This window comes from Streptomyces sp. NBC_00154, assembly GCF_026342835.1.
Classification (GTDB): domain Bacteria; phylum Actinomycetota; class Actinomycetes; order Streptomycetales; family Streptomycetaceae; genus Streptomyces.
This window is the reverse complement of record NZ_JAPEMI010000002.1, coordinates 1625508-1649079: the sequence shown is the minus strand read 5'-3', so window position 1 is coordinate 1649079 and position 23572 is coordinate 1625508. Positions and strand designations below refer to the sequence as shown.

Here is a 23572-nt window from a genome sequence, read left to right as displayed (position 1 = left end):
AAGTGGCTCAGCCCAGGCGGGATGGAAGCGCAGACAGTCCGCGGTGCGGCGCGGAACAACTGTGTAGGTGAGAAGGGGGTCGCGTCCTGCAGCCCGTGCTGCGATGAACGCGAGGTTTCTTCGTCATCCTCGGGTGCGCCGTACGCACTCCGTAACAGTGGCCCGGAGGCTACCGGTCCGCCGCATCAGATCTCTCTGGACACACGCCCCGTTTCCCGAAGTGATCAAAAAGTCCAGCGCGTCCTCGGCCGCCTTCAGGTCGCCGCTCTCCTCCAAGGCCCCGCGCACATGCGCCAGCAGCGCACGAGCCACGGTTTCGGCGGGTTCGGGATGCATGGTGAGAGGGTGGAGCAGCCGGTCATCCAGCCCGGAACGGCTTGCTCGCCAGGCAGCCATGCGCAGGAGAGCTGTCTGGAATCGGGCCGGCGGCTTACCGGCTCGCCATTCACGCGCCGCTGTCTCGACCAGACCACGAATCAGGGTGGCCAGCAGCACCGTGCCCACCGGATCGAGGCACACGTCCGCAACTCTGACTTCGATGGTGGGGTAGCGGTGGGAGAGGCGCGCATCAAAGTAGATCATTCCCCTGTCGCGCAGCACTTCGGTGTCGAGCAGCGCCCGTATCTGCTCGTGATAGCGCTCCGCCGAGCCGAATACATCTACCGGGCCTGACGACGGCCAGCGGCCCCAGACCCTGCTCCGATAGCTGTTGTAGCCGCTGTCCTGGCCCTGCCAGAAGGGCGAGTTCCCACTCAGGGCCAACAGCACCGACAACCAGGGCCGCACGCGGTCCAGCACGGCGACGCCCTCCTCGTCCGACTCCACCGACGCGTGGACATGGCATCCGCATGTCAGCTGTTCCTGCGCGGTCAGTCCGAAATGCTGCTCCAGCCAGTGATACCGCTCACCGGTTCCGATCGTCGGGCTGACAGGGAGCGGGGACGTGGCCAGTGCAACCACGGCGGCCCCCACATCGGCCGCGTGACCGGCGGCCTCCACCCGTCGGCGGATTATCTCTTCCGCCAACTCGTCCATGTCGGTTTGAGGCCGGGTGGCAAATTCGAGTTGCTGGCGGTGCAGCTCGGGCTCGAAGGCACACTCTCCTTCGGCATGTCGGTCCACCATGGCCAAAACCGCTGTCGACAGTGCCTGTGGTTCACCGCTCTCCGCGTCAACCAGGAGAAGTTCCTCCTCAACACCCACGCTCCGCACAGCCGTGCCCTCTCTCCTCGGCTGACTGACCGATCCCTCCACAGAGCTCGTCGTCGCGCTCGCTCAACTCGTGGCTCGCCACAGGATCTGCCTGTCGTCGAGCCTCCGCATGCGGCTCGTCGAGCCTTCGACCGTCGGAAGACGGATCTGTGGCGCCCCGCCCGGTGCGTCGCCGGTGGCTGGTGTCGCACCAGGGATAGATGTGGCTGCGGCGACATGTACATATGGCGACGGTGAAGCGGTACGAGGCCACGGTGGTGCCATCGGTACCGGTCACCTCCACCGACCCTTCCACCAGCCAGGGCCCGTTGTCGTTCAGAGTGATACGACGCCTGGATTCAGGGGCGTTCGGCACGGATGACCACCAGTTCCTCATATGAATCGTTGGCCTTCATCAGATGCCGTTCCTGGAGCCAGCTCTGCCTGGACAGGAGAACAGGCCCGAGCGGGACGCGCGCGTGTGCGCTAACTGTCGCTTTGAGGCCGCCGCGGGACAGGCGGCGCAGAGTGGCAGCGGGATCGCACAACCCGGAGTGCACCATCAGGAGCACGCCTGCGGTGCGCAGCGCGGCAGGGGCGCCATCGCAGACACGGTCCACGACCGCCCGGCCGTCGAACCCCGCGTCCCAGGCTCGCGACGAACCATGCGTGGGCACCCGGGCGTGCGGAGCCGGGACATACGGCGGGTTGCAAAGAATGAGGTCGTAGCGACGGTCCTGCAGGGCGGAGGCCAGATCACTGTGGCGAACAGTGATGCGCTGGCGGTGCAACAGCGCGTTGAGCCGCGTGGTCGCCACGGCACAGCGCGCGATGTCCACGGCCGTCACCCGTCCACCGAGCTGAGCGGCGCGCACGGCCAAAGCGCCGCTCCCCGTTCCGAGATCCAGCACATCCGAACCCGCTGCGACGTGTTCCCGGTCCAGGGCGACCATCAGCAGCCGCGTGTCGTGCTGCGGCGCGTAGACGCCGGGCAGCGTGATCACAAAAGGGTAGGGGGATTCTGCTGTTTCTGCAGACTCGGAAGCCATGAAGGAATCTCCCTGTGAGACTTTCACGCGCCATGCCCCGGCGGTCGGGAAGGCAGCGCGGCGCCTCTGACCGGCCGGAGATGTGCTGCGCGTTGGTCGCCGGTTGCCTTCAGCCTTCCTTCCGGGCTCCCTGTGTTACGCCGTCCTGACGGACCACTCCAGTCATCTCAGGATGCCTGTGATTGCGCCCGACGGCAGGTTCACGGGTCCGGCCGCCAGCAGGGAGTCATCCTGAGGACGGGCCCCCGGCAACTGATAACGGGCGGCCACCAGCGCACTGTCGATGTCCCCCGTGCCCGTGGCCACACACAGCGTGTATGCCACATCGCCTATCCGCTGCCGCGCGTCACGGGCGCCGCTCTCGGCCTCCAGCACCATCAGAGTCTCGTGCTGCTCGATCAAGCTCCGCAGTACGGCCGGGTGAGCCATCAACATGGACGATCCTTCCGCTCGACAACTCTGGACGGGCCGTTGGCCTGACCGGCCGACTACCCCGAGCTGCGGCGGCCACACTTCCGACTGCGCGACCGCGACGCCGGTGCGGGGTGGGAGCAGGGCCCTTTCGTACCGCGAAGTGACGACGAGCGGGAAGGCAACGCGCCGGAGCCGTCGGTACACGTGGCGTGGCCGTGGCGGTTGTCGTTCGAAGGTGCCCATCCACTGGCGCTCCTGCCTCAGCAGGTCGAGGTCTCACTGGCCCTCCCAGGAGACGTCAGCGGTCGACTCCCCCAGCCCGGAAGCCGCGTCTCCGGCCTGCGCATGCGAGGCGTCGACTTCACGCTCCCCCGAGGGCCTGGTCCGAGCGACCATCCATCAGTCAGCCCTCGCCGGTCCCGACGGCCGTCATCTCCCCCCTCGCCGCGCGCCTCGGCCGCAAGACCCCAGCGTTACGAGGGCCGGGAGGCGCTCCGCCGAGCGTGCGCACTTCCGATGAAAGACCTGTTGGAAGGCACATCTTCCTCGCACGGTCATTCGAATACTGGAGGCGACTCCCGTGCGCACACTCGGTGCTATGCGGTATAGACCCGATATGCCCACCTTCGTAATGAATGGCAGAATTTTTGCAAGGGAACTGCGAAGAGTTTTCGCGTTCGCAGACCGGACCCCACCCCCCACAGGCAGGCAGGCCTACTCATGCCCAAACATCCAAAGCCATCCCAGCCGCCGCACGGCGAAGGTCCGAGCCGACACAAAGGAACCCAGCAGCACGGCTGGGCGTCGGACGTGGACGAGACTCGCCAACAGGACAATCCAAGCGCGCATCGCTCCTTCCACCCCGAGGAGCACGCACCCGGCCCGGGACCCGGCAGGAAGATCTCCAAAGAGGAAAACAAGGACGTCGCCGGCGACACCGCGAAAAGCACCGGTCGCAGAGGCGAAGAGCGCGCCAAGGGTTCCGAGGAAGGCATGCACGACACGGGCCGTAGAGGCCGTTCACAGCGCCCCAGCGGCACCAAGGACGCCTCGGCAACCACCGGGGTTGACCCTCAGGATCCTCCCGACAAAAAATCCAGGCAGGGGTAGGTTAGGCCCACTCCATCGGATCACGCCGGGCTCGCGGGAGGGCTGATCCGACAGACAGGCCTCCAGCCACCTGAGGAGATGCGGCGGCAGTACGCACCAGCTCCGTTCCCTCAGAGTTCTGCGTTCGTCCTGGGCCCGCCGGCAATCGGCGCAGTGCGCTGGCTGCCGGCGGCCGAGCAATCGAACGACCTCGACAGCGGAGCCGAATGCGTAGGAGGCGATCATGGCCGTACGGCACCAGCTCATCCTCCGTAAGCCAGGTGTGGTGTGGTCCCTCCTCGAGGACGAAACCCGCTACGGCGACTGGGTCGTCGGCACGCACGAAACCGGCCCGAGGGAAGGCCGATGGCCCGAGGTCGGATCTTCGATCGACTACACGGTGCGTCTGGGCCCCAAGGAGTTCCAGGGCCACACCACCGTCCGTCGCATCGACCGGCCCGGTGCACTCGAACTCGAGGCCGATAACGGTCCGCTCGGCACCGCACGAATCTCCTTCGACATCCGGCCCTGGGGCGACAACACCCTCGTGATTGTCGACGAACACCCTTTGCGCGGGCCGGGAGGGAAGTTCCACAACGCCGCCCTCGACGCCCTCCTGCAGATCCGACACCGCACCATGCTCGGGCGACTCGCCAAGGTCGTCGAGGACATGCCACCCGACGCCGACCCCCGTGACGCACTGGCGACTGACCGCAACAACGATGCGTAACAGCCGTCCGTCAGGGACGGCTCCGAACCGGTCGATGTGCCCGCGTGTCGTCCGCTCTCGGGCCGTCGGGCGGGGCCTCGGCAGGCTCTCTCGGCGGATGCCCGGCGATCCGCCTCCGGAGGGCTCAGTCCCCGAGCCGGGGCGAGGTGACGGTGAACAGTCCACCCTCCGGGTCACGCAGCGTGATCCAGCGATCGGTCTCGGATTGCTCCACGGGAGAGACGCTGCTGCCTCCGAGGCCAGTGGCCGTGTGAACGGCAGCCTCGATGTCAGGCACCCGGAAATGGACGTGCCAGCGCGGTCGGACCTGCGGGTCGGGAGCAGCCTCCACGGCTCCGCCGCTGAGCCGCGCCACCGTGTCTTCGCCGTGACGGAGCACGACGTGATCGTTTTCGTAGGCGACTTGGCAGCTGCCCGGTCGCTCGCCGCCCCAGTCGAGGACTTCGCCATAGAAGATGGCGGCATCGAAAGCATCTCTGGTACGCAGTTCGAGCCAAGCGGGGGCCCCTTTGCGACCCACCCCCCAGTCCGGGATGACCTCTCCCTCCCAGATCCCGAAGACTGCGCCGTCACGGTCCGCGGCCAGTGCCGCCCGGCCGGTGCCGAAGGAGAGGGGGCCGACGGCCAGCGTGGCGCAGCGCTCGCGGATCCGTGCTGTGGTCACGTCGGCGTCGTCAACGGCGAAGTACGGCGTCCACACCACGGCCACAGCGAGATCCCGTGCGAGCGCGCCGATACCGGCGACCGGAATCCCCTCGTGAAGACCGACGGAGCAGGCGTCCCCGACCCGAGCTCGACGGAACGTCCAGTCGAGGACAGAACCGTAGAACTGCTGCGCCGCTTCGAGATCATGGGTCATGAGGCTGACCCAACACGGAGCGCCGAACATCGCGTGGCTTGAGGTTGACATGCCTGCCATCTCCTCGCCCGTCACGTACTACCGGCACGTCCCACAGTAGCGCCGGGCAGGTCGAGCCACTGGGGCTCAGCGCCCTACCGGCCGCGACACGACAGGTGTGGCGGCCGCCCATAGGCTGTTTTGTGCCGAGGGCCGGTTTGCAAGAGACCTCGCCCGGCCAGGTACCACCTGATTCGGAGCCGCCACATGGACCGAACTCAGGTGGATTTCCTTCTGGAGGTTTCTGTCATGTCCGATTGGCGATCGCGTGCGGCCCGAGCGGGTAAGTGGCCGCTGAGCCCGGGCGGACACGGGCCGGACCCGGCCCCCGAGCATTCGATGGATCCACGGGCGGAGCAGGAAGAGCCCCCCGCGTCGCTGGCCCGCAGCGTGGTGGACGCGGCGATCTACCGTGCCGGACGTCGGATCGCAACGCCCTCGACGCTGGAGGAGATCTACGAGCGGCTTCCGGGGGAACCGGGCACCATGGCGTGGATCGGGCTGTACCGCCCTTCCCCCGCGCAGCTGTGGGAGGCGGCGGAGCAGTTCGGGCTGCACGAGCTGGCCGTCGAGGACGCCATCGTGGCCCACCAGCGACCGAAACTGGAGCGCTACGGGGACACGCTTTTCGTCGTGCTGCGCTCCGCCCGGTACATGGACGAAGCCGAGGAGGTGGACTTCGGGGAACTCCATCTGTTCGTCGGCCCCGGATTCGTGCTGACCGTACGGCACAGCCAGGCACCCGACCTGGCCATCGTCCGCAAGCGACTGGAGGGCGACCCCGAGCTGCTGGCGCTCGGCCCCGAGGCGGTGCTGTACGCGATCCTGGACGCGGTGGTCGACGGTTACGCGCCCGTGGTGGCGGGCCTCCAGCACGACATCGACGAGATCGAGACCGAGGTGTTCGGCGGCGACCCGAAGGTCTCCCGCCGTATCTACGAACTCTCCCGCGAAGTCGTCGAGTTCCAGCGCGCCACCCGGCCGCTCCTGACCATCATGCGCGGGCTCGAGGCCGGTTTCGAAAAGTACGGCACGGACGAGGAGCTTCAGCGTTACCTGCGTGACGTCGCCGACCACGACACCACCGTGGTCGAGCGCGTGGACAGCTTCCGCGAGATGCTCGGCGACATCCTCACCGTCAACGCCACTCTGGTCAATCAGGCCCAGAACGAGGAGATGAAGCAGCTGGCCGAGGCCGGCCACGCCCAGAACGACGAGATCAAGAAGGTCTCCGCCTGGGCGGCCATCCTCTTCGCGCCCACCCTCATCGGCACCGTCTACGGCATGAACTTCGACCACATGCCCGAGCTGCACTGGGTCCTCGGTTACCCCTTCGCCATCGCCCTGATGGCCGTGGTCTGCGTCGGCCTGTACGTAGCCTTCAAACGCCGCGACTGGCTCTAGCAACCCCGTGGCCATCGCGCCGGATCAGCACGAGGTCGACGCCGTGGGCACGCAGCGTGCCAACCGCGACGACACCCGGCTACTGCCTGGTACGACGACCGGCCGGCGCCAGGACGTAAACCGTCGGCGGACAGCGTCCCGAGGCATTTCGGCTGCACCGTCGCGAACAGGTGCGCCGGGCGCGGCTGCTGGGCATGCTGCTCATTCCGTATGAGGGCGACTGGACGGTCCCGCTGCGCCGCGGGCCCCGGGCGCAGGATGCCTGCACCCACGCGCACGGCCTGTGCGCAGGGCCCGGAGTCGGCTCGCTGCGTGAATTGCTCGGCGTGATCGGCGCGTACGAATGGCGCAGGAAAGACGTGGAGATCCCGGCGCTCGGCGGCAGCCGCATCCACCCGCAATACGGGGTCTTCTCCCCGGTCCGCAGCGAGTACGTCGACCTGGCGGCCGAGACCGAACTGCCTGCGGGGGACACGGCCTTCGGCATCGGCACGGGTACGGGAGTGCTGTCCGCCGTCCTCGCCCGTCGTGGAGTGCGCCGCATCGTCGCCACGACCAGGAGGCGCGCGCCGTGGATTGCGCCCGTGACAACGCCGCCCGCCTCGGCCTGGCCGACAGGATCGACGTACGGCATGCCCATCTCTTCCCGGCAGGCCGCGCCCACCTGATCATCTGCAACCCACCCTGGCTCCCGGACCGCCCCCGCACGCCGCTGGACCGGGCGGTGTACGACCTCTCCGACCTCGCGGAACGCCTCGGGCTTCGCAGACGTACAGAACTGCCGGACGCGATCGCAGCGGCGGGCCTGCGCGTGCTGTCCCGCACGGTCACGAAGTGGTGCCACCCGCGTGCCACGGATCCGTCGAACCTTTTGCACAGAGCCCGTGCGGGCGAGGTCACGTCGTTGTGGCGTCTCGAGGTTGCCTGAGCCTCAGCTACCTCGGCTCCGGCGCCTGTGGGCAGACCGGGGCTGTCGTGGGCGGGAGCTTCCGAGAGCGACAATTGTGGGTGGGTCCGGTGCTGGTCGGTTCGGAGTCAGGTCGCGAGATCCTGCCCGACGGACCGGGTTCCGGGCCGACAGGAGACGACGATGAACGGATCGGTCCGTGTCGGACAAGTTGTCGGGGTGCCATTGCGGATGCACTGGAGCATGCCGCTGCTGGTGATCCTGTTCGCGTACGGTCTTGGCCGCCAGACTCTCCCGGCATGGACTCCAGGGCGCTCGAATGCGGTGTACACGTTCGCCAGTGCCGTGGGGGCCGTGCTGCTCATGCTCAGCCTCCTGCTCCACGAGACGGCGCACGCTGCGACTGCCCGCAGGAAGAAGATCGCGGTACAGGATGTGACGCTGTGGGCGCTGGGTGGGATGACCCGGATGGGGCGACCGCAGACGGCGGCGGTGGCTTTCGCGGTGGCGGTCAGCGGGCCACTCACCAGCCTGGCCGTCGGGGGTGTCGCGCTCGGAGCGGGAATCGGGCTGCATGCGATGTCCGGCTGGGCGGTGCCCGCCGCTGTGCTGGTGTGGCTCGGCTGGGCGAACCTGTTCCTGGGGGCATTCAACCTACTGCCCGCTGCGCCGCTCGACGGCGGAAGGGTGGTGCAGGCACTGTTGTGGTGGCGAACCGGAGACCGGGACCGTGCGGATCGGGCTGCCTCCCTGAGCGGTCAGGTCATGGGCGGCCTCCTGATGGCCTTCGGTTGGATCTCCTTCCTCCGCGGGGTGCCGGGCGGGCTGTGGCTCGTCTTCGTCGGTCTCTTCATCACGGTCGTCGCCGGCGCCGAACGGCAGCGCGCCGTGATCCACACGGCACTGCGGGGCGTCAAGGTCGCCGATGCCATGTCCAGCCCGGTGACCACCGGCGCCGACTGGCTGACCATCCGGCATTTCATCGACGACGTGGCGGTGAACTCCCGCCATTCCGCCGTGCCACTGCTCGATTTCGAGGGCCGTCCCAGTGGGATCGTTGAAGTACGCAGGCTTGCCCGGATACCGGGAGCGCGCCGGGAGGCCGTGCGCGTGCGCGAGGTGGCGATGCCGCTCTCACAGTGCGCGGTTGCCGCCCCGACTGATCTTCTGAGTGACACTCTCGAGAAGCTCCGCCCGGGTGGTGGCATGCGCATTCTCGTCGTGGACGGGGGCCGTCTGGTGGGGATCGTCACCGCGAAGGACATCTCACGGATGATCCAGCGGCACGGGTTGGGGGGCCAGGGGCCCGACTGAGTTGGGGGCCCGCAGCGTCGTCGGCGAAGGTTGGTAGGGGGTGGCCCTGGTGTTGCGCCGCGGGGGGCGCGCCCAGGCGTGCGGCAGCTCACCTGCGCGCGGACCCGGCCCGGACGTCAGTCTCCCAGCGTGCTGCGCTGCTGTGCGTGTTGAGGAGCTCCGGGGGTACGCGTGTGGAACGGTGAGCTGTCTTCAGCTCACGCCACACAAGCGGAGGGATTCCCCCTTACGGCGGAAATGTGATCGCGGAACTCACCACCGATCACCGCGAGGTCGACGAACTGTTCGAGAAGATCGAGGCGCAGCCGGTCGGCGACAAGCGGCGCAGGAAGCTGGCCGATGACCTGACCATTGAACTGGTACGCCATTCCGTCGCCAAGGAGATGCACCTGTACCCGGCGGTGCGCAAGCACGTTGAGGGCGGCGACTGGATCGGCGATCGTCGACATGACCCGTGACACCACCGTCACCGCGGTCTTCGCCGGCGACGCCCGCTCCGCCTCCAAAACCGTGAAGTCAACGGCGTACGCCCACGCGAAGATCTCCACCACCGTCTCCAAGCACTACAAGACAGGCAAGATCGGCTCCACGACCTACTACTACTTCCGCAAGAACACCGACCCGGTGTTCACCACAACGATGAACTACTACGCCGGCCGCAAGCAGCGCTTCCAGCTCCAGGTGTACTACCAGGGCTCCTGGTACGACTCGGGCTCCCAGTACTTTGCCCTGGCCACGAACGGCAAGTCGGCCGTGCGCCTGGAGGCAGCGGGCGAGTCCGGTATCCGCGCCCGAATGCGCTCGTCATACATCAACAGCTCCTCCGGCGACACCGTCAACTCCACAACGCACGGTGCTTGGAAGTACTTCACCTTCACCAACTGAGCCCATCCCGAAGCCGAACCGGTACGGCCCCCGACTCCACCGGGCCGTACCGGCGGCGGTGCAGAGGCGGCCGAGTGCGTCGCAGGGAAGACACGCTGCCCGCCCTCGGCCCGGGACAACGCACCCACAGGTACGCGACGTCCTCCACCGCCGCCGTGTTCCGCGACCCGGTCACGCCTTCGACGCCCATGGGACGAACGCAGGCACGTCCTATCGTGCGAGGGGCGACTTGTCGCTCGCATTCAGACAGCGGACCAACACGCAGGTGGTGCTGCTGTCGTCCTCTTCGACGTCCCGGACATGCTCGAAACGGATTCTGTCCAGCAGGGTCGGTGAGGCCTTGTTCGATGCAGCTACGGTGGCGTGAACCCTGGTCAGTCCGAGGGCGCCGAAGCCATAGGCGGTGATCGCTTCCGCCAGCTCGGTTTCCAGGCCAAACCCCCAGGCCGCCGGAGCCGGAGCGTAGATTCTCGTGGCCTCCGGCAGCGTCGGTCGGCTTGATCTCGGCATGCCCGACCAGGAGTCCGTCCCGACGAACAGCCCAGACATCGAACAGGTCCTGGGCATAGACCTTCGTGGAGATCCGCCCGAACAGGGCGAGCGACCTATCCCGCCGGCAGCCCGGCAGGTGGCCGCCGCCGGAGCGACGACACGCGCCCGCAGCAGCCTTTCGGCCCCAAGGTGTCGTGGAAGGATCTCGGCGGGCCGGACGGCCGACCAGACCGGATCGAGAAAACGGTACGAGGGAGAAGAGATGTCCCTTCCGGACCCGGGGCGGGAGGCCGAGGCCGCGGCGGCCCTGGGCTTCGACCTCAGCGAATGCGTTGAGGAGCCCATTCATCTACTGGGCAGGATCCAGTCCCACGGCACCCTGCTCGCGGTGGAGGCCGATACCGGCACCGTGGACACCGCAGCTCTGAACACCGGTTGCTTGCTGGGGATCGCGGCCCAGGAGTTGGTCGGGGGACCCATCACGCGGGTGCTGTCCCCCGAGGACTGGGCCGAGGCTCTTGAGGTCAGCGCTCAGCACGAGGCGGCAAGCCTGGTTCTCCCTGTCTCCATCGACGTGGCAGGCGCGCCCCGGATGTTCGACGTGACCGCACACCGGCAGGGGCCCTTTCTGATCCTGGAGTGCGAGCCGCGAGCCGTCGCGTTGCCGCATTTCTCGCGCTACTACCAGGGGGTTCGGCGAGCCCTGACACGGCTTCGGTCGGCGACGACGGCAGCCGAGTGCTGCCAGGCGGCCACCCATGAGATCCGGGCGCTGACCGGCTTAGACCGTGTGGTCGCCTACCGCTTCGAGGGCGAGGACGGGCCAGGAGAGGTGGTCGCGGAGGAACTCACCGACGGCCACGAACCCTGGCTGGGGCTCTGGTTCCCCGCCAGTGACATCCCGCCCCAGGCGAGGCGGCTATACCGCGACAACTGGATTCGGGTGATCGCTGACGTGGACGACGTCAGTGTGGGCTTGCACCCCCCGCGACGGGCAGGCTCAGGCCTGCCATTGGACCTGTCGAATTCCGTACTGCGCACCGTGTCCGGCTTTCATCTGGAGTACCTGCGGAACATCGGTGTGAAATCGTCGATGTCGGTGAGTGTCCTCCGGGAGGGCGAGCTGTGGGGGCTGATCGCCTGTCACGGCGACGCCCCCGCCACCATTCCCCCGGAACTGCGGGCGGTATGTGAGTTCTTCGGTGTCGCTTTCTCCCTGCAACTCGCGGTCATCGAAGAACGAGAGCAGGCTGAGGCGCTCACCGCCTCCCGTGAGCGGCTTGATCAGATCATCTCCCGGGTCACGTCCGATCTGGAGGGCTCACTTCTGGCGGGCGACGACGCCCTCAGAACACTGCTGGACGCCGATGGTGCGGTGCTCTGCCGGGGCGGGCGCAGCACCTCCAGCGGGATGCGTGTCGCACCCGCTCTGCTGGAGACCCTCCAGGCACGCGCGGTAGGGCTGTCACCAGGCACGGTCTGGAGTACGGACCGCCTGTCCGAGGAACCGGACCAACCCGGCGGCGACATGACGGAAAGCGGTCCGGCGGGGATCCTGATGGTAACGCTGAGCCGCTCGGGCGACTTCCTCGCCTGGTTCCGCAGGGACCGTCCCAGCGCCCGCCAATGGGCCACCGACCCTTCCAAGCCCGTCCTGGTCGGCCCGCGAGGCGAGCGGCTCACTCCTCGCGGGTCGGGTGCCGTCTTCCGCGCGGTGGTTCGTGGACGGAGCCTGCCCTGGACGCCGACCGACCGCGCCACCGCGCAGGAGCTGTGGCGCACGCTGACCGGTCTCGTGTTCCGGCACGAGGCCGAACTGACAGCGCTTACCGAACAGCTACGCGTCACCAACTCCGACCTCGACTCGTTCGCCCATGCGGCAGCCCACGACCTCAAGGAACCACTGCGCGGCATCTTCAACGCCGCGACCTTCGTCATCGAGGATGCCGCAGCGGACCTCGACGCGACGACTGTGCGACGGATGCTCACCATGCGGCGACTGGCCGGCCGGATGGATGACCTGCTCGACTCGCTGCTGCACTTCGCGCGGCTGGGCCGAGGTGGGCTGCACCGCATCCGTGTCCCACTGGACCGGGTGCTGGACTCCGCACTTGAGGTGGCCGGGGAACGTTTGGCCGAGGCCCACGTGCGGGTCGTCAGAAGGGATCTGCCCGAGGTGTACGCCGATGAGCACCGGCTCTACGAGGTCCTGGTCAACCTCTTGGTGAACGCTGCCAAGTACGCCGCCGATCAAGGAGACCGCACGGTCGAGGTCCTGGTCGACACCCTCCGCACGCCGGCTGGCGGGACCCCCCAGCAGACCGTCGTGGTCCGCGACAATGGCATCGGCATCCCGGCCGAACATCAGGGCGAGGTTTTCGAACTGTTCCGCAGACTGCACGGGCAGGACGAGCGCGGCGGAGGCACCGGTGTGGGTCTCGCGATCGTCAAACGGATCGTCGAACGGCACGGCGGTGAGCTGTGGCTCGAGAGCGAACCAGGCCGCGGGACCAGCTTCTACTTCACTCTGGGTCACGAAGGCGGCGACTGAGCGGCAGGGCCCTCGTCCCCGCCCTTCGCTCTTCTCTGCCAGTAGTCCACGGCCCCCTTCAGGACGGTTTGGAAGAGGTCGAAGTTGACCGGCTTGTAGATGTAACTGTCAGCCCCTGCCGCGTAGGTTGCGTCGACCTCCTCCGGCGCGGTGTACGCCGTGAAGACAACCACGGTCACGTTGTTCAGTTCAGGCATGGAGCGGATCGATCGGAGCACCGCGGCTCCACTGAGACCGGGCATGTGCAGATCCAGGAGAACGAGCCCCGGTCGTCGGGTGGCTTCCAGCAACCGCTCGGCGACTCCCGTCCCCCTGTCGGTGAATTCCAGCGTCAGACCCGGATGAGTGCGCCCGAGCGCCCGCTGAATCGCCTCGGCGTCCTCTGCCGAATCCTCGACCACCCAGACGAAATCGTGATCGATCCTCGGATCCTCGGCTGACCCGCTCACGCGACCATCTCCGCCTGCGCGACGAGCACGGCGATGTCGTCCGCACCCGCCGCCCGGAATTCCACAACGGCCGCTGCCAGCCGTTCGGCGAAACCTTGAGCCTCACCGGCCCCCTGCTGCGCCACCGCGTCCTGCAGGCAGGATTCGAAGAACGTCCCGTCAGCCGCTCTCGCCTCGGTCACCCCGTCGGTGAACAGCACCAGCGCGTCCCCCGGCGCCACATGCGCCGACCCGGATCCGTACTCGAGTTCTTCCAGCACACCCAGCAGATCCCCGTGGGCCGCGAGCTCTTCCACGGCGCCATCCTCACGCCGCACCAGAGGCGCCGGATGCCCGGCGCTCCAATAACGCAGGCGAAATCCCTTTCCGTCCGACACCAGCACCGCTACGAGCGCTGTCACGAAGCGGGACGTGCCCTCCCTGACCAGAGCCCGGTTCAGCCGTCCCAGCGCGTGCTCGGGCGTACTGCCGTTCTCGAGCAGGGTACGCAGGGTATGGCGGGCCAGACCAGTGAGTGCCGCAGCCTCCGCCCCGCGACCGCAGACGTCACCGATAAGGAGCGTCACACCGCCCTGCGCCCCCGGGACAGCGTCATAGAAGTCACCGCCCACATCGAGCGATTCATCGCCCACTTCGTATGCCGAACTCAGAGTGAGACCCGAAATCTGCGGTAGCTCTCTCGGTAGCAGATGTCGCTGGAGGGAGACCACGTGCTGGCGCCGCTGTTCGTAGAGGGTGCTGGTATCGATGGCCAACGCGGCCCGGTCTGCAAGATCGGCAAGGAACAGCGAGGCCACCTCAGCGCGGTCCACCCGGTGGTAGAGGAACGTCAGAGTGCCCAGAGCCCGCCCCCGAGCTTTGAGCGGATTCACACTGAGCGCACGGACAGCATGCCCCGCCCCGGACGAGGTGGTCCCGAAGGGACCTCCTGCCAGATCGTCACCTTGCAACACCATCCCCTGCCCGCGGTTGACGACCTGCTGCAACACATCCGTGAGCCAGAGGTCCTCGGCCGCGACCGCACCGAGCCACTGCTGCTCGCTCGCGTCCATGTGTGAGAAGGCCACGGGAGTCAGTCCGCCGGAAAGACGGAGATGCAGGACGCACCCCTCGGCGACAGCGGGAACAGCCGTTCGAGCCACCCGTCGCACGGTCCTCTCCACATCAAGGCTCGAACCCATCTGCAACGACGCCTCCGCCAGGAAGGCGTCACTCACATGACGCAGCTCGTCCTCGCGCCGCGCCGCGATGCGCCTGTTGGAGACCATGGTGACCTCAGCCACCTGCTTCAACCGGGCCCGTAGCGTCGCATCGACGGCGTCCCTGTCTGCGGTGCCGACCATGAACGACGCCCAACCGCCCTGCCCCAGCGGCACAGCACACAATGCCACGCTCCGCACGCCCGCTGTCGCCAGAACCTGGACATGCGGCATGGCGCCGTCGAGCTCCGACATCTCGTGAACCGTGACAGTCGGATCGCCGCCCGGAGCCCCGGCGGCGGCAGATTCGCCAAAATCCTGTTCGAATTCCACGAACGATGGCGTCGGCTCCGTCAAGGTGACACTGCGCAGATAGTGCAGCTGCCCACCGCTCCAGCGGGTGCCCACGACGGCCAGCACACCGGGCATACGGAGCAGCATGTCGTAGAGGGAATCGGCCAGCTCTGTCACGTCCTGCGCCCTGTCGGCGAGACTCCAGAGCTCATGCAGACGGCCGGACCACCATCCGTCATCCGCCTGACAGGAAGCTTTGCCCTCGTGCTGCTCCACCGCTGATCCGCCGTTCCGCATTGCCGCTGTCGGCTCCGGCCCGTCAGGGCAAACGCTATGTCACGCCGCGGCCGGGCGCCTCCAGGCGCGGTCCCCGCGGCGGCGCTCCGCACGAGACGCGCGAGGCTGATTGCCATGGGCCCGCACGCGCAGGGGCGCCGCCCGCCCGGTACTGAGACGGTGCAGTGGACGCCGTCGCCGGTGAAGCGGCAACGCCGTCGTTCCAATCAGCTCACCGCCACTGAGCGGTGCCGACGACGGCACACGCTCGCGCCCGAGCGGACTGGGGCGACGAGAAGCGGACGTCTCTGGCTCCACCGAGCCAGATCGCCTCTTCGCCTCTACTGCGGGGTGCGGGCCCGTATGGACCGTCCGGCCCGGTCTTGCTGGTCACAGCTCTATCCGGACAGTCGGACAGCTGGGACACCCGTAGTCGTGCTGTTCATGGACGTCATCTTCTTGTGTGAAGCGACGGGGGGTGAGCCTGTGAACTCCTTGCTTGGGGACGGTCTGGTGGTGCAAGATCCGTCGGGCCGCCGGGTCACGGGGATCAGGGGCTTGACCTGCGGGGTTGTTGTGGCTGGTGCGGACAGACCGATGCATCTGTTGAGGGAACTCGACGTCCGCGCGAGCCGCCGACGGCGGTGGCTCGTCGCCCTCGTGGGCGTCTGTCTCATGCCCTTCATGACGGCCTGTGCGAACGAAGACCGACCCGGACCGTCGAGCGTCACGGAAGCTCAGGCGCGAGAAGTCCTCAAGAACGTGACTTCCGACATTGCAGAAAACAGCGCCGAGCACTTTTGCGAGAAGTCCACTGTTCAGGTTGAAACTTGTGAGGATGCGCTGGACGAGGCACGGGCCCAATGCCTCTCCCCTGGCTCAGCGCCGAGGGTAGTGAACTCTGCCCGAGTACCTAGGAAGCCAGGAATTGATGGTGGATGGGTCCTAGCTGTGGAGGGCCAAACTGATGGCGGGCAACAATACGTCTCTCACTTTTTCGTTACGACTCCGAAGGGAATACCCCGCGCGTCTATCGGCATCTACTGGACTGGAATCGGCTTGGGCGACCGTCCTTTCGACAAGTGGCGCACTGTCCTTCCTCGGTCCGAGTGCCTGAAGGGAGCTTGGGGGTGGCTTGATGGCGGCAGTGAGCGCCTTCGAGCTTGGCAACAGAAAGCCCGGGCCGCCGGCCTCGAGCGGCGGGACGTCGACGTAGACAACTCAGGATCCGTGTTCCCCTCGCCGAACCGGAGCGAACGATCGAGCGACGCGTCCCATGCCGCACCGTGAACGAGGCGGAACCCGGACTGTAATCTTTCCGTCTTCCACCGTCGGGCGGGCTGCTTTTGGTTAGGGAGAAAGCAGTCCCGACCAGAAGGTGGCGAGCGAACCCACCCTGACTTTTAACCAAAATATAGAAAATCGGCCGAAACTTGAGATATATACCATCGCAGGCTTTTTCGCGAATAAACAGCAGAACCGTGTTCTCCGTCTGGCGTCAACCACGGGCGAGACTCTGGGTCGTGGTGGGTGTCGCGGCCCTCGGATTCCTCATCGCGCTGGAGATCGCCGCACGTCGCTACGGCCTGCCGGGGCCGATCACCAACCAGGTGCGAGAGGTGATATACGCCCCCAAATCAGGCTTCCTGTTGTACGCCGGTATGGCGTTGATGATGGTGGTGCTCACCTGGCGGCAACGGTTCATCGCGGTTGCTGCCGCGATCGGTATCGATGTCGCCTTCTTGGTGGTCCGGTGGGCGGTCGACGCCAAGATGACCGGCGGCCACCCCTTCGGCAACGGTGCGTTGTGGGTGCTTCTGGGCCATGCGGTCATCGCTGTCACTCGCCGTACCGGCCGGGAACGTGTCCTGCTGCTGAAAGGCGTCGGGCTGGGCCTGCTGCTGGTGGCCGGCCGCAAGACCGGCGACACCTGGCTACTCATCACCTCAAAGACCCGCCCAGTGGTGCTCGACCAGTACGTGGCAACCGCCGATCACGCGCTGGGCAACCCGTCGTGGCTGGTGGGCCGGATCGTCACGGCCACCGGCCGGATCGGCTTCAATTTTCTCGACATCGTCTACGGTCAGCTCGCGGTGGCCGCGGTCATCGTCGCGCTGTATCAACTGCGTAACGTGGCGGTCGAGCGCCGCTTCCCGGGCCATCATCTGGTGCGCACCTTTCTGGTGATCGGCCTCCTGGGGCCCATCATCTACATGATCTTCCCCGTGGTCGGACCGATCTTCGCCTACGGCACCGGCGCCGGGCACTGGGCGACGGTCAGTCTGTGGTCGGATACGCCGCCCAGCGAGCAATGGGCGGTGGCCAACCTGTGGCCGGGAATGCCGCCGCCGATCAATACCCCGCACCACATGCCATTCGACGAGATCACCCCACGGAACTGCATGCCCAGCCTGCACACAGCGTGGGCTACCGCGATCTTCATTCATTCCCGGACAGGCCCACGGCTTCTGCGATTCGCAGGCACGTTCTGGCTGATAGCTACGCTCTGCGCAACACTGGGATTTGGCTACCACTACGGCGCGGATCTCATTGCCGGCGTGGTGTTTACGCTCACGATCGAGGCAGCTCTGCGCACGCTCGACCGCGGCTGGGATCGATCAGGGATCCAGCTGGTCGCTTCCGGCGCAACCGTCTTCGCTGCGCAGTTGGTGTCTTATCGCTATCTACCGTTGGAGATGGCGAAGCATCCGTGGGTGTACGGACCAATTCTCATGCTGGCGACGGCCTCAGTGGTCTACGGCTATGTAAGGACCAATGCACTGTCGAAACCGAGGACCGCACCAGCGCGGCAACCGGAACCGCAACCCGGACTAGGGGTTGTCCCCTAACCTCTGGTCAGGAGCCACGGGACAACCCTTCGTCCCGGATCCGCGTTGGGCTGGGTGGGAGGCAGAGGAGCAGCGCACATGGGAGGTTCCGCTCAACCCGGATCCACCGGCCTGATTCCCGGTTGATCGTTTAGCGGGTTTCGGGTCGGTGGGCTGTCGGAAGGCATCCGGCAGTCGCTGGTCTGCCCAGCTTTTCCACATGTGCACAGGTCTCGGGCCCTTTGCGGGGCGGGTGGATGGGGCGTCAGCGGTGTGGTGGGGCCTGCAGGACGGCGAACATGTGCAGCCAGGCCTCCTGCCAGGGCCAGTTCCTGGGCATGCGGAGCGTGAGGCGCCGGGCTCCGCGAGCGATCCGGGCCGGAACGCAGATGAGCTGGGCACGCAGGGTGCTTGTGGTCGCCTTGGCGTGGAAGGCGGAGGCCAGCGTCCCGGTGGCGCGCATCAGGTTGTGGGTGATCGCGGCCAGGGCGAGCCAGGCGGCGTTGGCCTGGAAGTCACCCGACGGCATGTGGGCCAGCGGCCCGCTCATCACATCCGCGATCACTTGTTCCACCACGGCGTGGCGGCGGTGGTCCTTCTCGGCGTCGACCAGCGTTAGCGGGGAGTCGGTGAACGCGCAGTGGTAGCGGTAGACGCTGAACAGCTCGCCGCGTCCCTGGAGTTGGGCGTCGGGGTTGAGCCGCTTCACGCGGCGCACGATCAGTCGGGCGGTGACCTGCTGCTTCTTCGGCCTGGACGTGAACGCGGTGTACTCGACCTCGGCGATCTCCGCGTCCGAGACCCAGCACTGGCCCTCCTCGTCCCACACGGCCTTCGGGTACTTGATCGCCGTCCAGGCGTCCTCGTCGATGGTGGCGATCGCCCGCTTGATCGAGGCGTTCATCCGGGCGGTGACCGAGAAGCGTGCACCCAGCGCCCGGCAGGCGGCGATCACCTCGCTCGCGTAGAACGCGGAGTCCGCCCGCATCACCAGCAGCCCGCCCGCGCCGCAGGCACGCGCCGTGCGCAACGTCTCGGCGACGAAGGACGCGGCCCCGCGCACCGAACCGGTGGCGCCCTTGCGCAGGCGGGTCGCGGCGATCACCGGCGCGGCAAGCGGCGTGGACAGTACGGCCAGCAGCGCGTTCAAGCCCTTCACCTTGGAGTAGCCGCAGCCTCAACCACAAGACATCGCTGGGGCGGTACGCCGAGCCACCGGACCGCCTCCACCTGCACACTGACTCCCCATCAGCAACGCCTAAGCTTTGCCGGGTGAAAAAACACAATCATCTGACCTGGCGCCGCGCGTTGCGCTCGCTCAGCTCGGCCGCGTTCGGCGCGGTACTGCTCGCCGGTCTGTGCATGGGCGGCGCAGGGATGGCGTACGCCGCCACCCCCATATCTCCCGTCGACTCGACCGCCGTCGCGCAGTTGAAGCTGCGCTACGTGTCTGATAGCAGCGACAAGGGCATCACCGCCCTGTCTTCCGATCCGGACTACAGGCCGGTCACTCTGCCGGAGGTGGCCAACAGGGAAACGGGCAAGGCGGGTCTGTGCTACCCGACGCCCTTCAACCCGGGCGTCGACGCCGACGGCTACTGCTGGAACGACGACGCGGACGACAACGGTACCAACGGCTGGGCTCCGCAGGGCTTCTCGGTCCCGCACAACGCTTCTGGCGACGGCACCTGGAACTCGCGCCGCTGGGAGGTGACCTCCTGGCACGACGCTAGCGAGGTAGCCCGGCTGCGGTTCACGGATCGCGGCTCCGCCACCCCGACCTACTTCGACGTCTCGCTGATCGAGGTGTCAGCCGACGGCTCCGGTTACTCCCTCGGGAAGCTGACCAGCCACGCCGACGGCGTGGTCTGGTACGGCAACAACCTGCTGCTTGCTGGGGGACGGTACCTGCGCGTCGCCTCTCTCTCCGACCTGAAGATCGCCCCGGACAACTCGTACGTCCTGCCGATCCGCCACACCTACAGGACGCCTGCGGACGCCAGCACCAGCTGCTCGGTCTCCACTGGCGGGTCGCCCTGCCTGAACGGGCTCAGCTTCGACCGCTCGAACAATGCGCTGACCTCGAACGAGTACCTCAGGGGCGCCGCCGGGGCCCGGATCATCAGATGGCCGTTCAACCTCAGCACCGGGCTGCCCAGGGCCGACAGCGGGGCGACCACCGGCGACAGCACGGCCATGGCCGCTCGGACATCGCCGGTGTGGGGCATGCAGGGCGTCCTCTACGCCCAGGGCTCGTTCTTCATCAGTGGCGCGTGCCCGTCCAGCTTCGACGTGAGCTACCGCGAGCCCGCCTGCGTCCACAAGGGCACCCCTGGCGCCGCTCCGTCCGTCCTCACCGCGGTGCCCGACATGACGCAGAACCTGGACTGGGACGCCTCCACCGACCGCATCCGCGGCGTGAACGAGGTGGCTCAGAGCACGCAGCCGTACCCGCAGCGGCTGGTCTTCGACTTCTCCCCCACCGCACGCGCCATCACCACGGTGCGCTTCCGGAACGTCAACAGCGACAAGTGCCTGACCCCGTACGGCTCCAGCCTCAACAACGGGGCGTACGTCGTGCAGTGGGACTGCAACGGCCACTCGGGCGAGAACTGGTACTGGAACGGCTCCGAGATCCGCAACTTCCAGAGCGACCGCTGTCTGACGATCTACGGCGCCAGCACCTCCAACGGAGCCAACGCCACGCAATGGGTGTGCAACGGCAGCGCTGCTCAGCAGTGGACCCGGGTGACCGGAGCCGCCGGCGGCGGTTCGATGCTGGTCAACGGCAACAGCGGTCTGTGCCTGACGATCTACGGCGGCAGCTTGGACAACGGAGCCAACTCCACCCAGTGGACCTGCGGCTCCTCCAATCTGGCTCACTCCTGGGTGGGTTACACCCCCTGACCCACCGCCGGCTCCTGCTGCACCCGCTGCACCCGCTGCACATGCAGCGGGCCAGCGCTGCACATCTCGTGTCACCCGGCCGGGCGGGCGGCCAGGCGGCCGCATCAGTGTCGCCGGCGGGAGGCGAGGTCGATGGGCGGCTGCACCGGCCGAACAGATCCGGCGCGGGCTTACCCCTGGCTGCGTCCTCACGCGTCACCACGACATTGAACCCGGATCCACCGGCCGGATTCCCGGTTACGGGAGCATGGGAAGATTGCACCTGAGAGATGCCTTGCTGCACTTTCCGGATGGAACCGTAGAGAAGTCCCATCATTGCAGGTCACAAGGTATCTCTTCGTTTCATGACCTCACACTCCAGACATCAACCGGTGGATCCGGGCTCAATCGCCGCCGGTCTCGTGACTGCACTGCTCCCGGACCTCTACGACCACTCAAGCCGCAGCAGGGAAGGTCGGCGATATGGGGGCGTGGTGATAGGCGCACTCAAACGGGCGTTTTGGGCGGTCGACCGCTGGTTGGCTGGCGATCAGACACCCCCGCGGCCACGCGGGCGGTTCCTGCGCCATCCGGTGCTCTGCGGGTTCGTCGGCACCCTCTTTTTCGGCGGCCTCTCCGCCTTGGCTCTTGGGAGGGTGGACCCGCAGGTCACCCTTTGCAGCTTGGCTATGGGCGCGTTTTCGGGCCTTCGCGTCATAGGCGAACGGAAGCGTTTGGACCACTACGGCTACCCATGGAGGAAGGGGCACGACGACCAAAGAGGTCTCCCGTAGCCCCTGGTCAGGAGGAGGAATCGTCGAGACCTGTGGATCGGCTACTTGTGTCGATGGGTGAGCGAGTCCCGGTTCTGCGCCACTGCTGTAATGAGGTCGTCAAGTTCGCATTCAACGGAGGCATCGGTGAAGGGGTCGAAGTCGTCGGCCCTCGCTGCGGTCTCGGCGAAGTCCGAAGGGTAGAAGCTCCACCCCTGGATACCACTGCAGCCCGCCTGAATAGTGGCTTGGTTCCCGTCCGGTGACGAGATGCGCAACCAAGCGGTGCCCTCGTCGGAGAAGTCGAAGGGGAGAAAGACGTTGCCCCCGGAGGGGCGTAGCCGTTGAAGGTGCTCTCCCCACTGGTCGAGGAGTCGCCGGAGGCCGTCCATGACGCCCTGGCCCGCCTGCACGGAGTCGTCGTTGGCGAAGTAGAACGAATCGCAGGTGTGCCGATCGCCCAGCCGTAGCAGCAGGTCGTCGTGCACATCGCGATCGGTGGTGCGCTCCAGGCGCAGTGGAACGTGGTTCATGGTGAAGACTCCAGCCTGGTCGGCTCTGAGGCTATGCCACTGCCTGCTCGGACCGTTCGACGAGGTGGCCGCGTTCGAAGCAGGCTCCGGCCCGAACCAGGGCGACGAGGTGGGGTGCGTTCACCGCTCGCCATCGTTGCTGTGCAGACTCGAGGATCGCATTCTGCTGGTCGCGGCGTACTGGCGCGCGAACTTGACGATGCGCCAGCTGGCCCCGCTGTTCGGGGTCTCGAAGTCGGCAGCGAACCGGATCATCGATCATCTCGGCCCGCTGCTCGCGTTCCAGCCGAGGCAGCGGTTCCGCAAGGACGCTGTGCTCATCGTCGACGGCACTCTCGTGCCCGCCCGGGACCATTCAGTGGCCGAGCAGTCGAAGCACTATCGCTAGTCCACGGCTCATCAGTTGGTCATCGACGCCGACACCCGACTGGTCGTCGTGGTAGGCCGACCCCTGCCGGGCAATCGCCACGGCTCCCGCGGCTGGGAGGAATCCGGTGCCAAGGCCGCCATCGGAAAGACGACGACCATCGCCGACTGCGGCTACCGGGGCGCCGGCCTCGTCATCCCACACCGCCGGCCCATCCTGCGCTGGGCCAAGAAGAACCGGGTCGAGCTGTGCTTCACCCCGACCTACGCGTCCTGAGCCAACCCGATCGAGGCCCACTTCGGACCGCTGCGGCAGTTCACCGTGGCCAACTCCAACCACCGCAACCACACCGTGCAGACCCACGCCCGGCACGCCTACCTGCGCCGGCGCAACGCCAACGCGCGCCGTCACGACGTGCTGGCAGCCCAACGCCGTAAGCGTGCGCGGATCCGCAGCGAGAAAGGCATCCACTGGGACGGGCGTCCCCTCTCCGCCGAACGGTTTCAGGTGCTCACGTCGAGGACTGCATGACGACCTGCTCACCCTCACCGTTCGGTTCCTCGAAGTTGGCAAGGTAGCGGTTGAACAGCGTCTCATCCACGGTGACGGAGTTAGCGTCTTCCTCGCCATTCCGTACTTCGAGGCGCCGCTCCAGCGTCGTCCGATCGGCCTTGAGGTGGACCAGTTCCCAACGGCAGCCGTGGTTCTCGATGAGCGCCTTGTAATCATCGCGGGCGGCACGACTCCAGAAGCTGTAGTCCACCACCACATCGCGCCCCGCCAACATCAGCTCGACCAGTTCCTGCCGCTGCTCGCGGCGGACCTCTTCCTTGAGCTGGTCGAACGCCTCCGCCTCCAGCACCAGGCCGGCATCGCGCTGCCCGAGTCGTTGCCAGACCACCTCGTCAATCGAAAGCCGAACGTAACCGCGTCGCACCAGCTCCATCGCGTAGGTGGTCTTGCCCGCTCCCGGAGGACCACACATCAGCACCACCGTGCTCAATTGCTGCGTCACGAAGCCAGGTTAGACCCGAAAGAGACTC

At 67.0% G+C, this 23572-nt stretch carries 15 protein-coding genes and 8 pseudogenes; 11 read left to right on the top strand and 12 right to left on the bottom strand.

Annotated elements, in window-relative coordinates; genetic code table 11:
* Window positions 1-123 precede the first annotated feature (123 nt).
* The 4 genes and pseudogenes from OHA03_RS44220 to OHA03_RS44205 form a co-directional block, all read right to left on the bottom strand.
* Complete coding sequence (locus OHA03_RS44220; RefSeq protein WP_267009535.1) at window positions 124-1212, bottom strand: glutamate--cysteine ligase; 1089 nt, start codon at window positions 1210-1212, stop codon at window positions 124-126.
* A 166-nt stretch (window positions 1213-1378) separates the two neighbouring features.
* Window positions 1379-1537: pseudogene (locus OHA03_RS44215) on the bottom strand (CDGSH iron-sulfur domain-containing protein); the annotation flags it as partial.
* A 13-nt stretch (window positions 1538-1550) separates the two neighbouring features.
* Entirely contained in the window at window positions 1551-2240 is a 690-nt protein-coding gene (locus OHA03_RS44210) for a HemK2/MTQ2 family protein methyltransferase (protein ID WP_267009534.1), read from the bottom strand.
* Window positions 2241-2402: 162 nt separating this feature from the next.
* Window positions 2403-2675 carry a DUF5133 domain-containing protein gene (locus OHA03_RS44205; RefSeq protein ID WP_267009533.1) on the bottom strand — a complete coding sequence of 91 codons (273 nt, stop codon included), beginning with the start codon at window positions 2673-2675 and terminating at the stop codon, window positions 2403-2405.
* A gap of 1312 nt (window positions 2676-3987) precedes the next feature.
* Here OHA03_RS44205 and OHA03_RS44195 point away from each other — a divergent pair.
* Window positions 3988-4473, top strand: coding sequence for an SRPBCC family protein (locus OHA03_RS44195; protein ID WP_267009531.1), 486 nt, complete (start codon window positions 3988-3990; stop codon window positions 4471-4473).
* A 124-nt stretch (window positions 4474-4597) separates the two neighbouring features.
* Here OHA03_RS44195 and OHA03_RS44190 read toward each other — a convergent pair whose 3' ends face one another.
* A complete protein-coding gene (locus OHA03_RS44190) occupies window positions 4598-5332 on the bottom strand; it encodes a VOC family protein (RefSeq protein ID WP_267009686.1) in 735 nt (244 codons plus the stop codon).
* 288 nt (window positions 5333-5620) lie between these two features.
* On the opposite strand from OHA03_RS44190, the gene OHA03_RS44185 reads away from it, so the two are divergent.
* The 5 genes and pseudogenes from OHA03_RS44185 to OHA03_RS44165 form a co-directional block, all read left to right on the top strand.
* Window positions 5621-6775, top strand: coding sequence for a magnesium and cobalt transport protein CorA (locus OHA03_RS44185; RefSeq protein ID WP_267009530.1), 1155 nt, complete (start codon window positions 5621-5623; stop codon window positions 6773-6775).
* 140 nt (window positions 6776-6915) lie between these two features.
* Window positions 6916-7703 (top strand): annotated as a pseudogene (locus tag OHA03_RS44180) (methyltransferase); the annotation flags it as partial.
* A gap of 162 nt (window positions 7704-7865) precedes the next feature.
* Window positions 7866-8996 carry a site-2 protease family protein gene (locus OHA03_RS44175; RefSeq protein ID WP_267009529.1) on the top strand — a complete coding sequence of 377 codons (1131 nt, stop codon included), beginning with the start codon at window positions 7866-7868 and terminating at the stop codon, window positions 8994-8996.
* Window positions 8997-9235: 239 nt separating this feature from the next.
* A pseudogene (locus OHA03_RS44170) lies at window positions 9236-9439 on the top strand (hemerythrin domain-containing protein); the annotation flags it as partial.
* Window positions 9438-9881: pseudogene (locus OHA03_RS44165) on the top strand (Ig-like domain repeat protein); the annotation flags it as partial. The pseudogenes OHA03_RS44170 and OHA03_RS44165, both read left to right, overlap by 2 nt.
* Before the next feature lie 210 nt (window positions 9882-10091).
* On the opposite strand, the pseudogene OHA03_RS44160 reads toward OHA03_RS44165, so the two are convergent.
* Window positions 10092-10479 (bottom strand): annotated as a pseudogene (locus OHA03_RS44160) (GNAT family N-acetyltransferase); the annotation flags it as partial.
* Between the two features lie 156 nt (window positions 10480-10635).
* Between OHA03_RS44160 and OHA03_RS44155 the strand changes: the two are divergent.
* Complete coding sequence (locus OHA03_RS44155) at window positions 10636-12924, top strand: ATP-binding protein (protein WP_267009528.1); 2289 nt, start codon at window positions 10636-10638, stop codon at window positions 12922-12924.
* Here the strand turns inward: OHA03_RS44155 and OHA03_RS44150 are convergent.
* Both OHA03_RS44150 and OHA03_RS44145 read right to left on the bottom strand, forming a co-directional pair.
* Complete coding sequence (locus OHA03_RS44150) at window positions 12906-13373, bottom strand: response regulator (protein ID WP_267009527.1); 468 nt, start codon at window positions 13371-13373, stop codon at window positions 12906-12908. The genes OHA03_RS44155 and OHA03_RS44150 overlap by 19 nt on opposite strands.
* On the bottom strand, window positions 13370-15142 hold the full coding sequence (locus tag OHA03_RS44145; protein ID WP_267009526.1) for a PP2C family protein-serine/threonine phosphatase: 1773 nt from the start codon (window positions 15140-15142) through the stop codon (window positions 13370-13372). Before OHA03_RS44145 ends, OHA03_RS44150 begins: the two co-directional genes overlap by 4 nt.
* Window positions 15143-16665: 1523 nt before the next feature.
* On the opposite strand from OHA03_RS44145, the gene OHA03_RS44140 reads away from it, so the two are divergent.
* Window positions 16666-17991, top strand: coding sequence for a phosphatase PAP2 family protein (locus OHA03_RS44140; protein ID WP_267009525.1), 1326 nt, complete (start codon window positions 16666-16668; stop codon window positions 17989-17991).
* 244 nt (window positions 17992-18235) lie between these two features.
* Here OHA03_RS44140 and OHA03_RS44135 read toward each other — a convergent pair whose 3' ends face one another.
* Window positions 18236-19129, bottom strand: a complete 894-nt coding sequence (locus OHA03_RS44135; RefSeq protein WP_267009524.1) for an IS1380 family transposase — start codon at window positions 19127-19129, stop codon at window positions 18236-18238.
* A gap of 113 nt (window positions 19130-19242) precedes the next feature.
* Here OHA03_RS44135 and OHA03_RS44130 point away from each other — a divergent pair, with 113 nt between their 5' ends.
* A complete protein-coding gene (locus OHA03_RS44130; protein ID WP_267009523.1) occupies window positions 19243-20877 on the top strand; it encodes an RICIN domain-containing protein in 1635 nt (544 codons plus the stop codon).
* Window positions 20878-21691: 814 nt separating this feature from the next.
* Here the strand turns inward: OHA03_RS44130 and OHA03_RS44125 are convergent.
* Both OHA03_RS44125 and OHA03_RS44120 read right to left on the bottom strand, forming a co-directional pair.
* Window positions 21692-22162, bottom strand: a complete 471-nt coding sequence (locus tag OHA03_RS44125) for a hypothetical protein (protein WP_267009522.1) — start codon at window positions 22160-22162, stop codon at window positions 21692-21694.
* A 31-nt stretch (window positions 22163-22193) separates the two neighbouring features.
* Window positions 22194-22319, bottom strand: a pseudogene (locus OHA03_RS44120) (IS256 family transposase); the annotation flags it as partial.
* Between OHA03_RS44120 and OHA03_RS44115 the strand changes: the two are divergent.
* Window positions 22311-22739: pseudogene (locus OHA03_RS44115) on the top strand (transposase family protein); the annotation flags it as partial. The pseudogenes OHA03_RS44120 and OHA03_RS44115 overlap by 9 nt on opposite strands.
* Window positions 22740-22748: 9 nt before the next feature.
* Window positions 22749-23060: pseudogene (locus OHA03_RS44110) on the top strand (hypothetical protein); the annotation flags it as partial.
* Here OHA03_RS44110 and OHA03_RS44105 read toward each other — a convergent pair.
* Window positions 23041-23544 (bottom strand): ATP-binding protein, encoded by a 504-nt coding sequence (locus OHA03_RS44105; RefSeq protein WP_267009521.1) that lies wholly within the window; start codon window positions 23542-23544, stop codon window positions 23041-23043. The pseudogene OHA03_RS44110 and the gene OHA03_RS44105 overlap by 20 nt on opposite strands.
* Between the last annotated feature and the right edge of the window lie 28 nt (window positions 23545-23572).

What these genes read in the sequence shown, in the direction of transcription:
- OHA03_RS44175 (WP_267009529.1), top strand. Translation starts at nt 7,866, where the DNA reads ATGAACGGATCGGTCCGTGTCGGACAAGTTGTCGGGGTGCCATTGCGG.
- OHA03_RS44185 (WP_267009530.1), top strand. Translation starts at nt 5,621, where the DNA reads ATGTCCGATTGGCGATCGCGTGCGGCCCGAGCGGGTAAGTGGCCGCTG.
- OHA03_RS44190 (WP_267009686.1), bottom strand. Translation starts at nt 5,332, where the DNA reads ATGACCCATGATCTCGAAGCGGCGCAGCAGTTCTACGGTTCTGTCCTC.
- OHA03_RS44155 (WP_267009528.1), top strand. Translation starts at nt 10,636, where the DNA reads ATGTCCCTTCCGGACCCGGGGCGGGAGGCCGAGGCCGCGGCGGCCCTG.
- OHA03_RS44205 (WP_267009533.1), bottom strand. Translation starts at nt 2,675, where the DNA reads ATGTTGATGGCTCACCCGGCCGTACTGCGGAGCTTGATCGAGCAGCAC.
- OHA03_RS44125 (WP_267009522.1), bottom strand. Translation starts at nt 22,162, where the DNA reads ATGAACCACGTTCCACTGCGCCTGGAGCGCACCACCGATCGCGATGTG.
- OHA03_RS44210 (WP_267009534.1), bottom strand. Translation starts at nt 2,240, where the DNA reads ATGGCTTCCGAGTCTGCAGAAACAGCAGAATCCCCCTACCCTTTTGTG.
- OHA03_RS44195 (WP_267009531.1), top strand. Translation starts at nt 3,988, where the DNA reads ATGGCCGTACGGCACCAGCTCATCCTCCGTAAGCCAGGTGTGGTGTGG.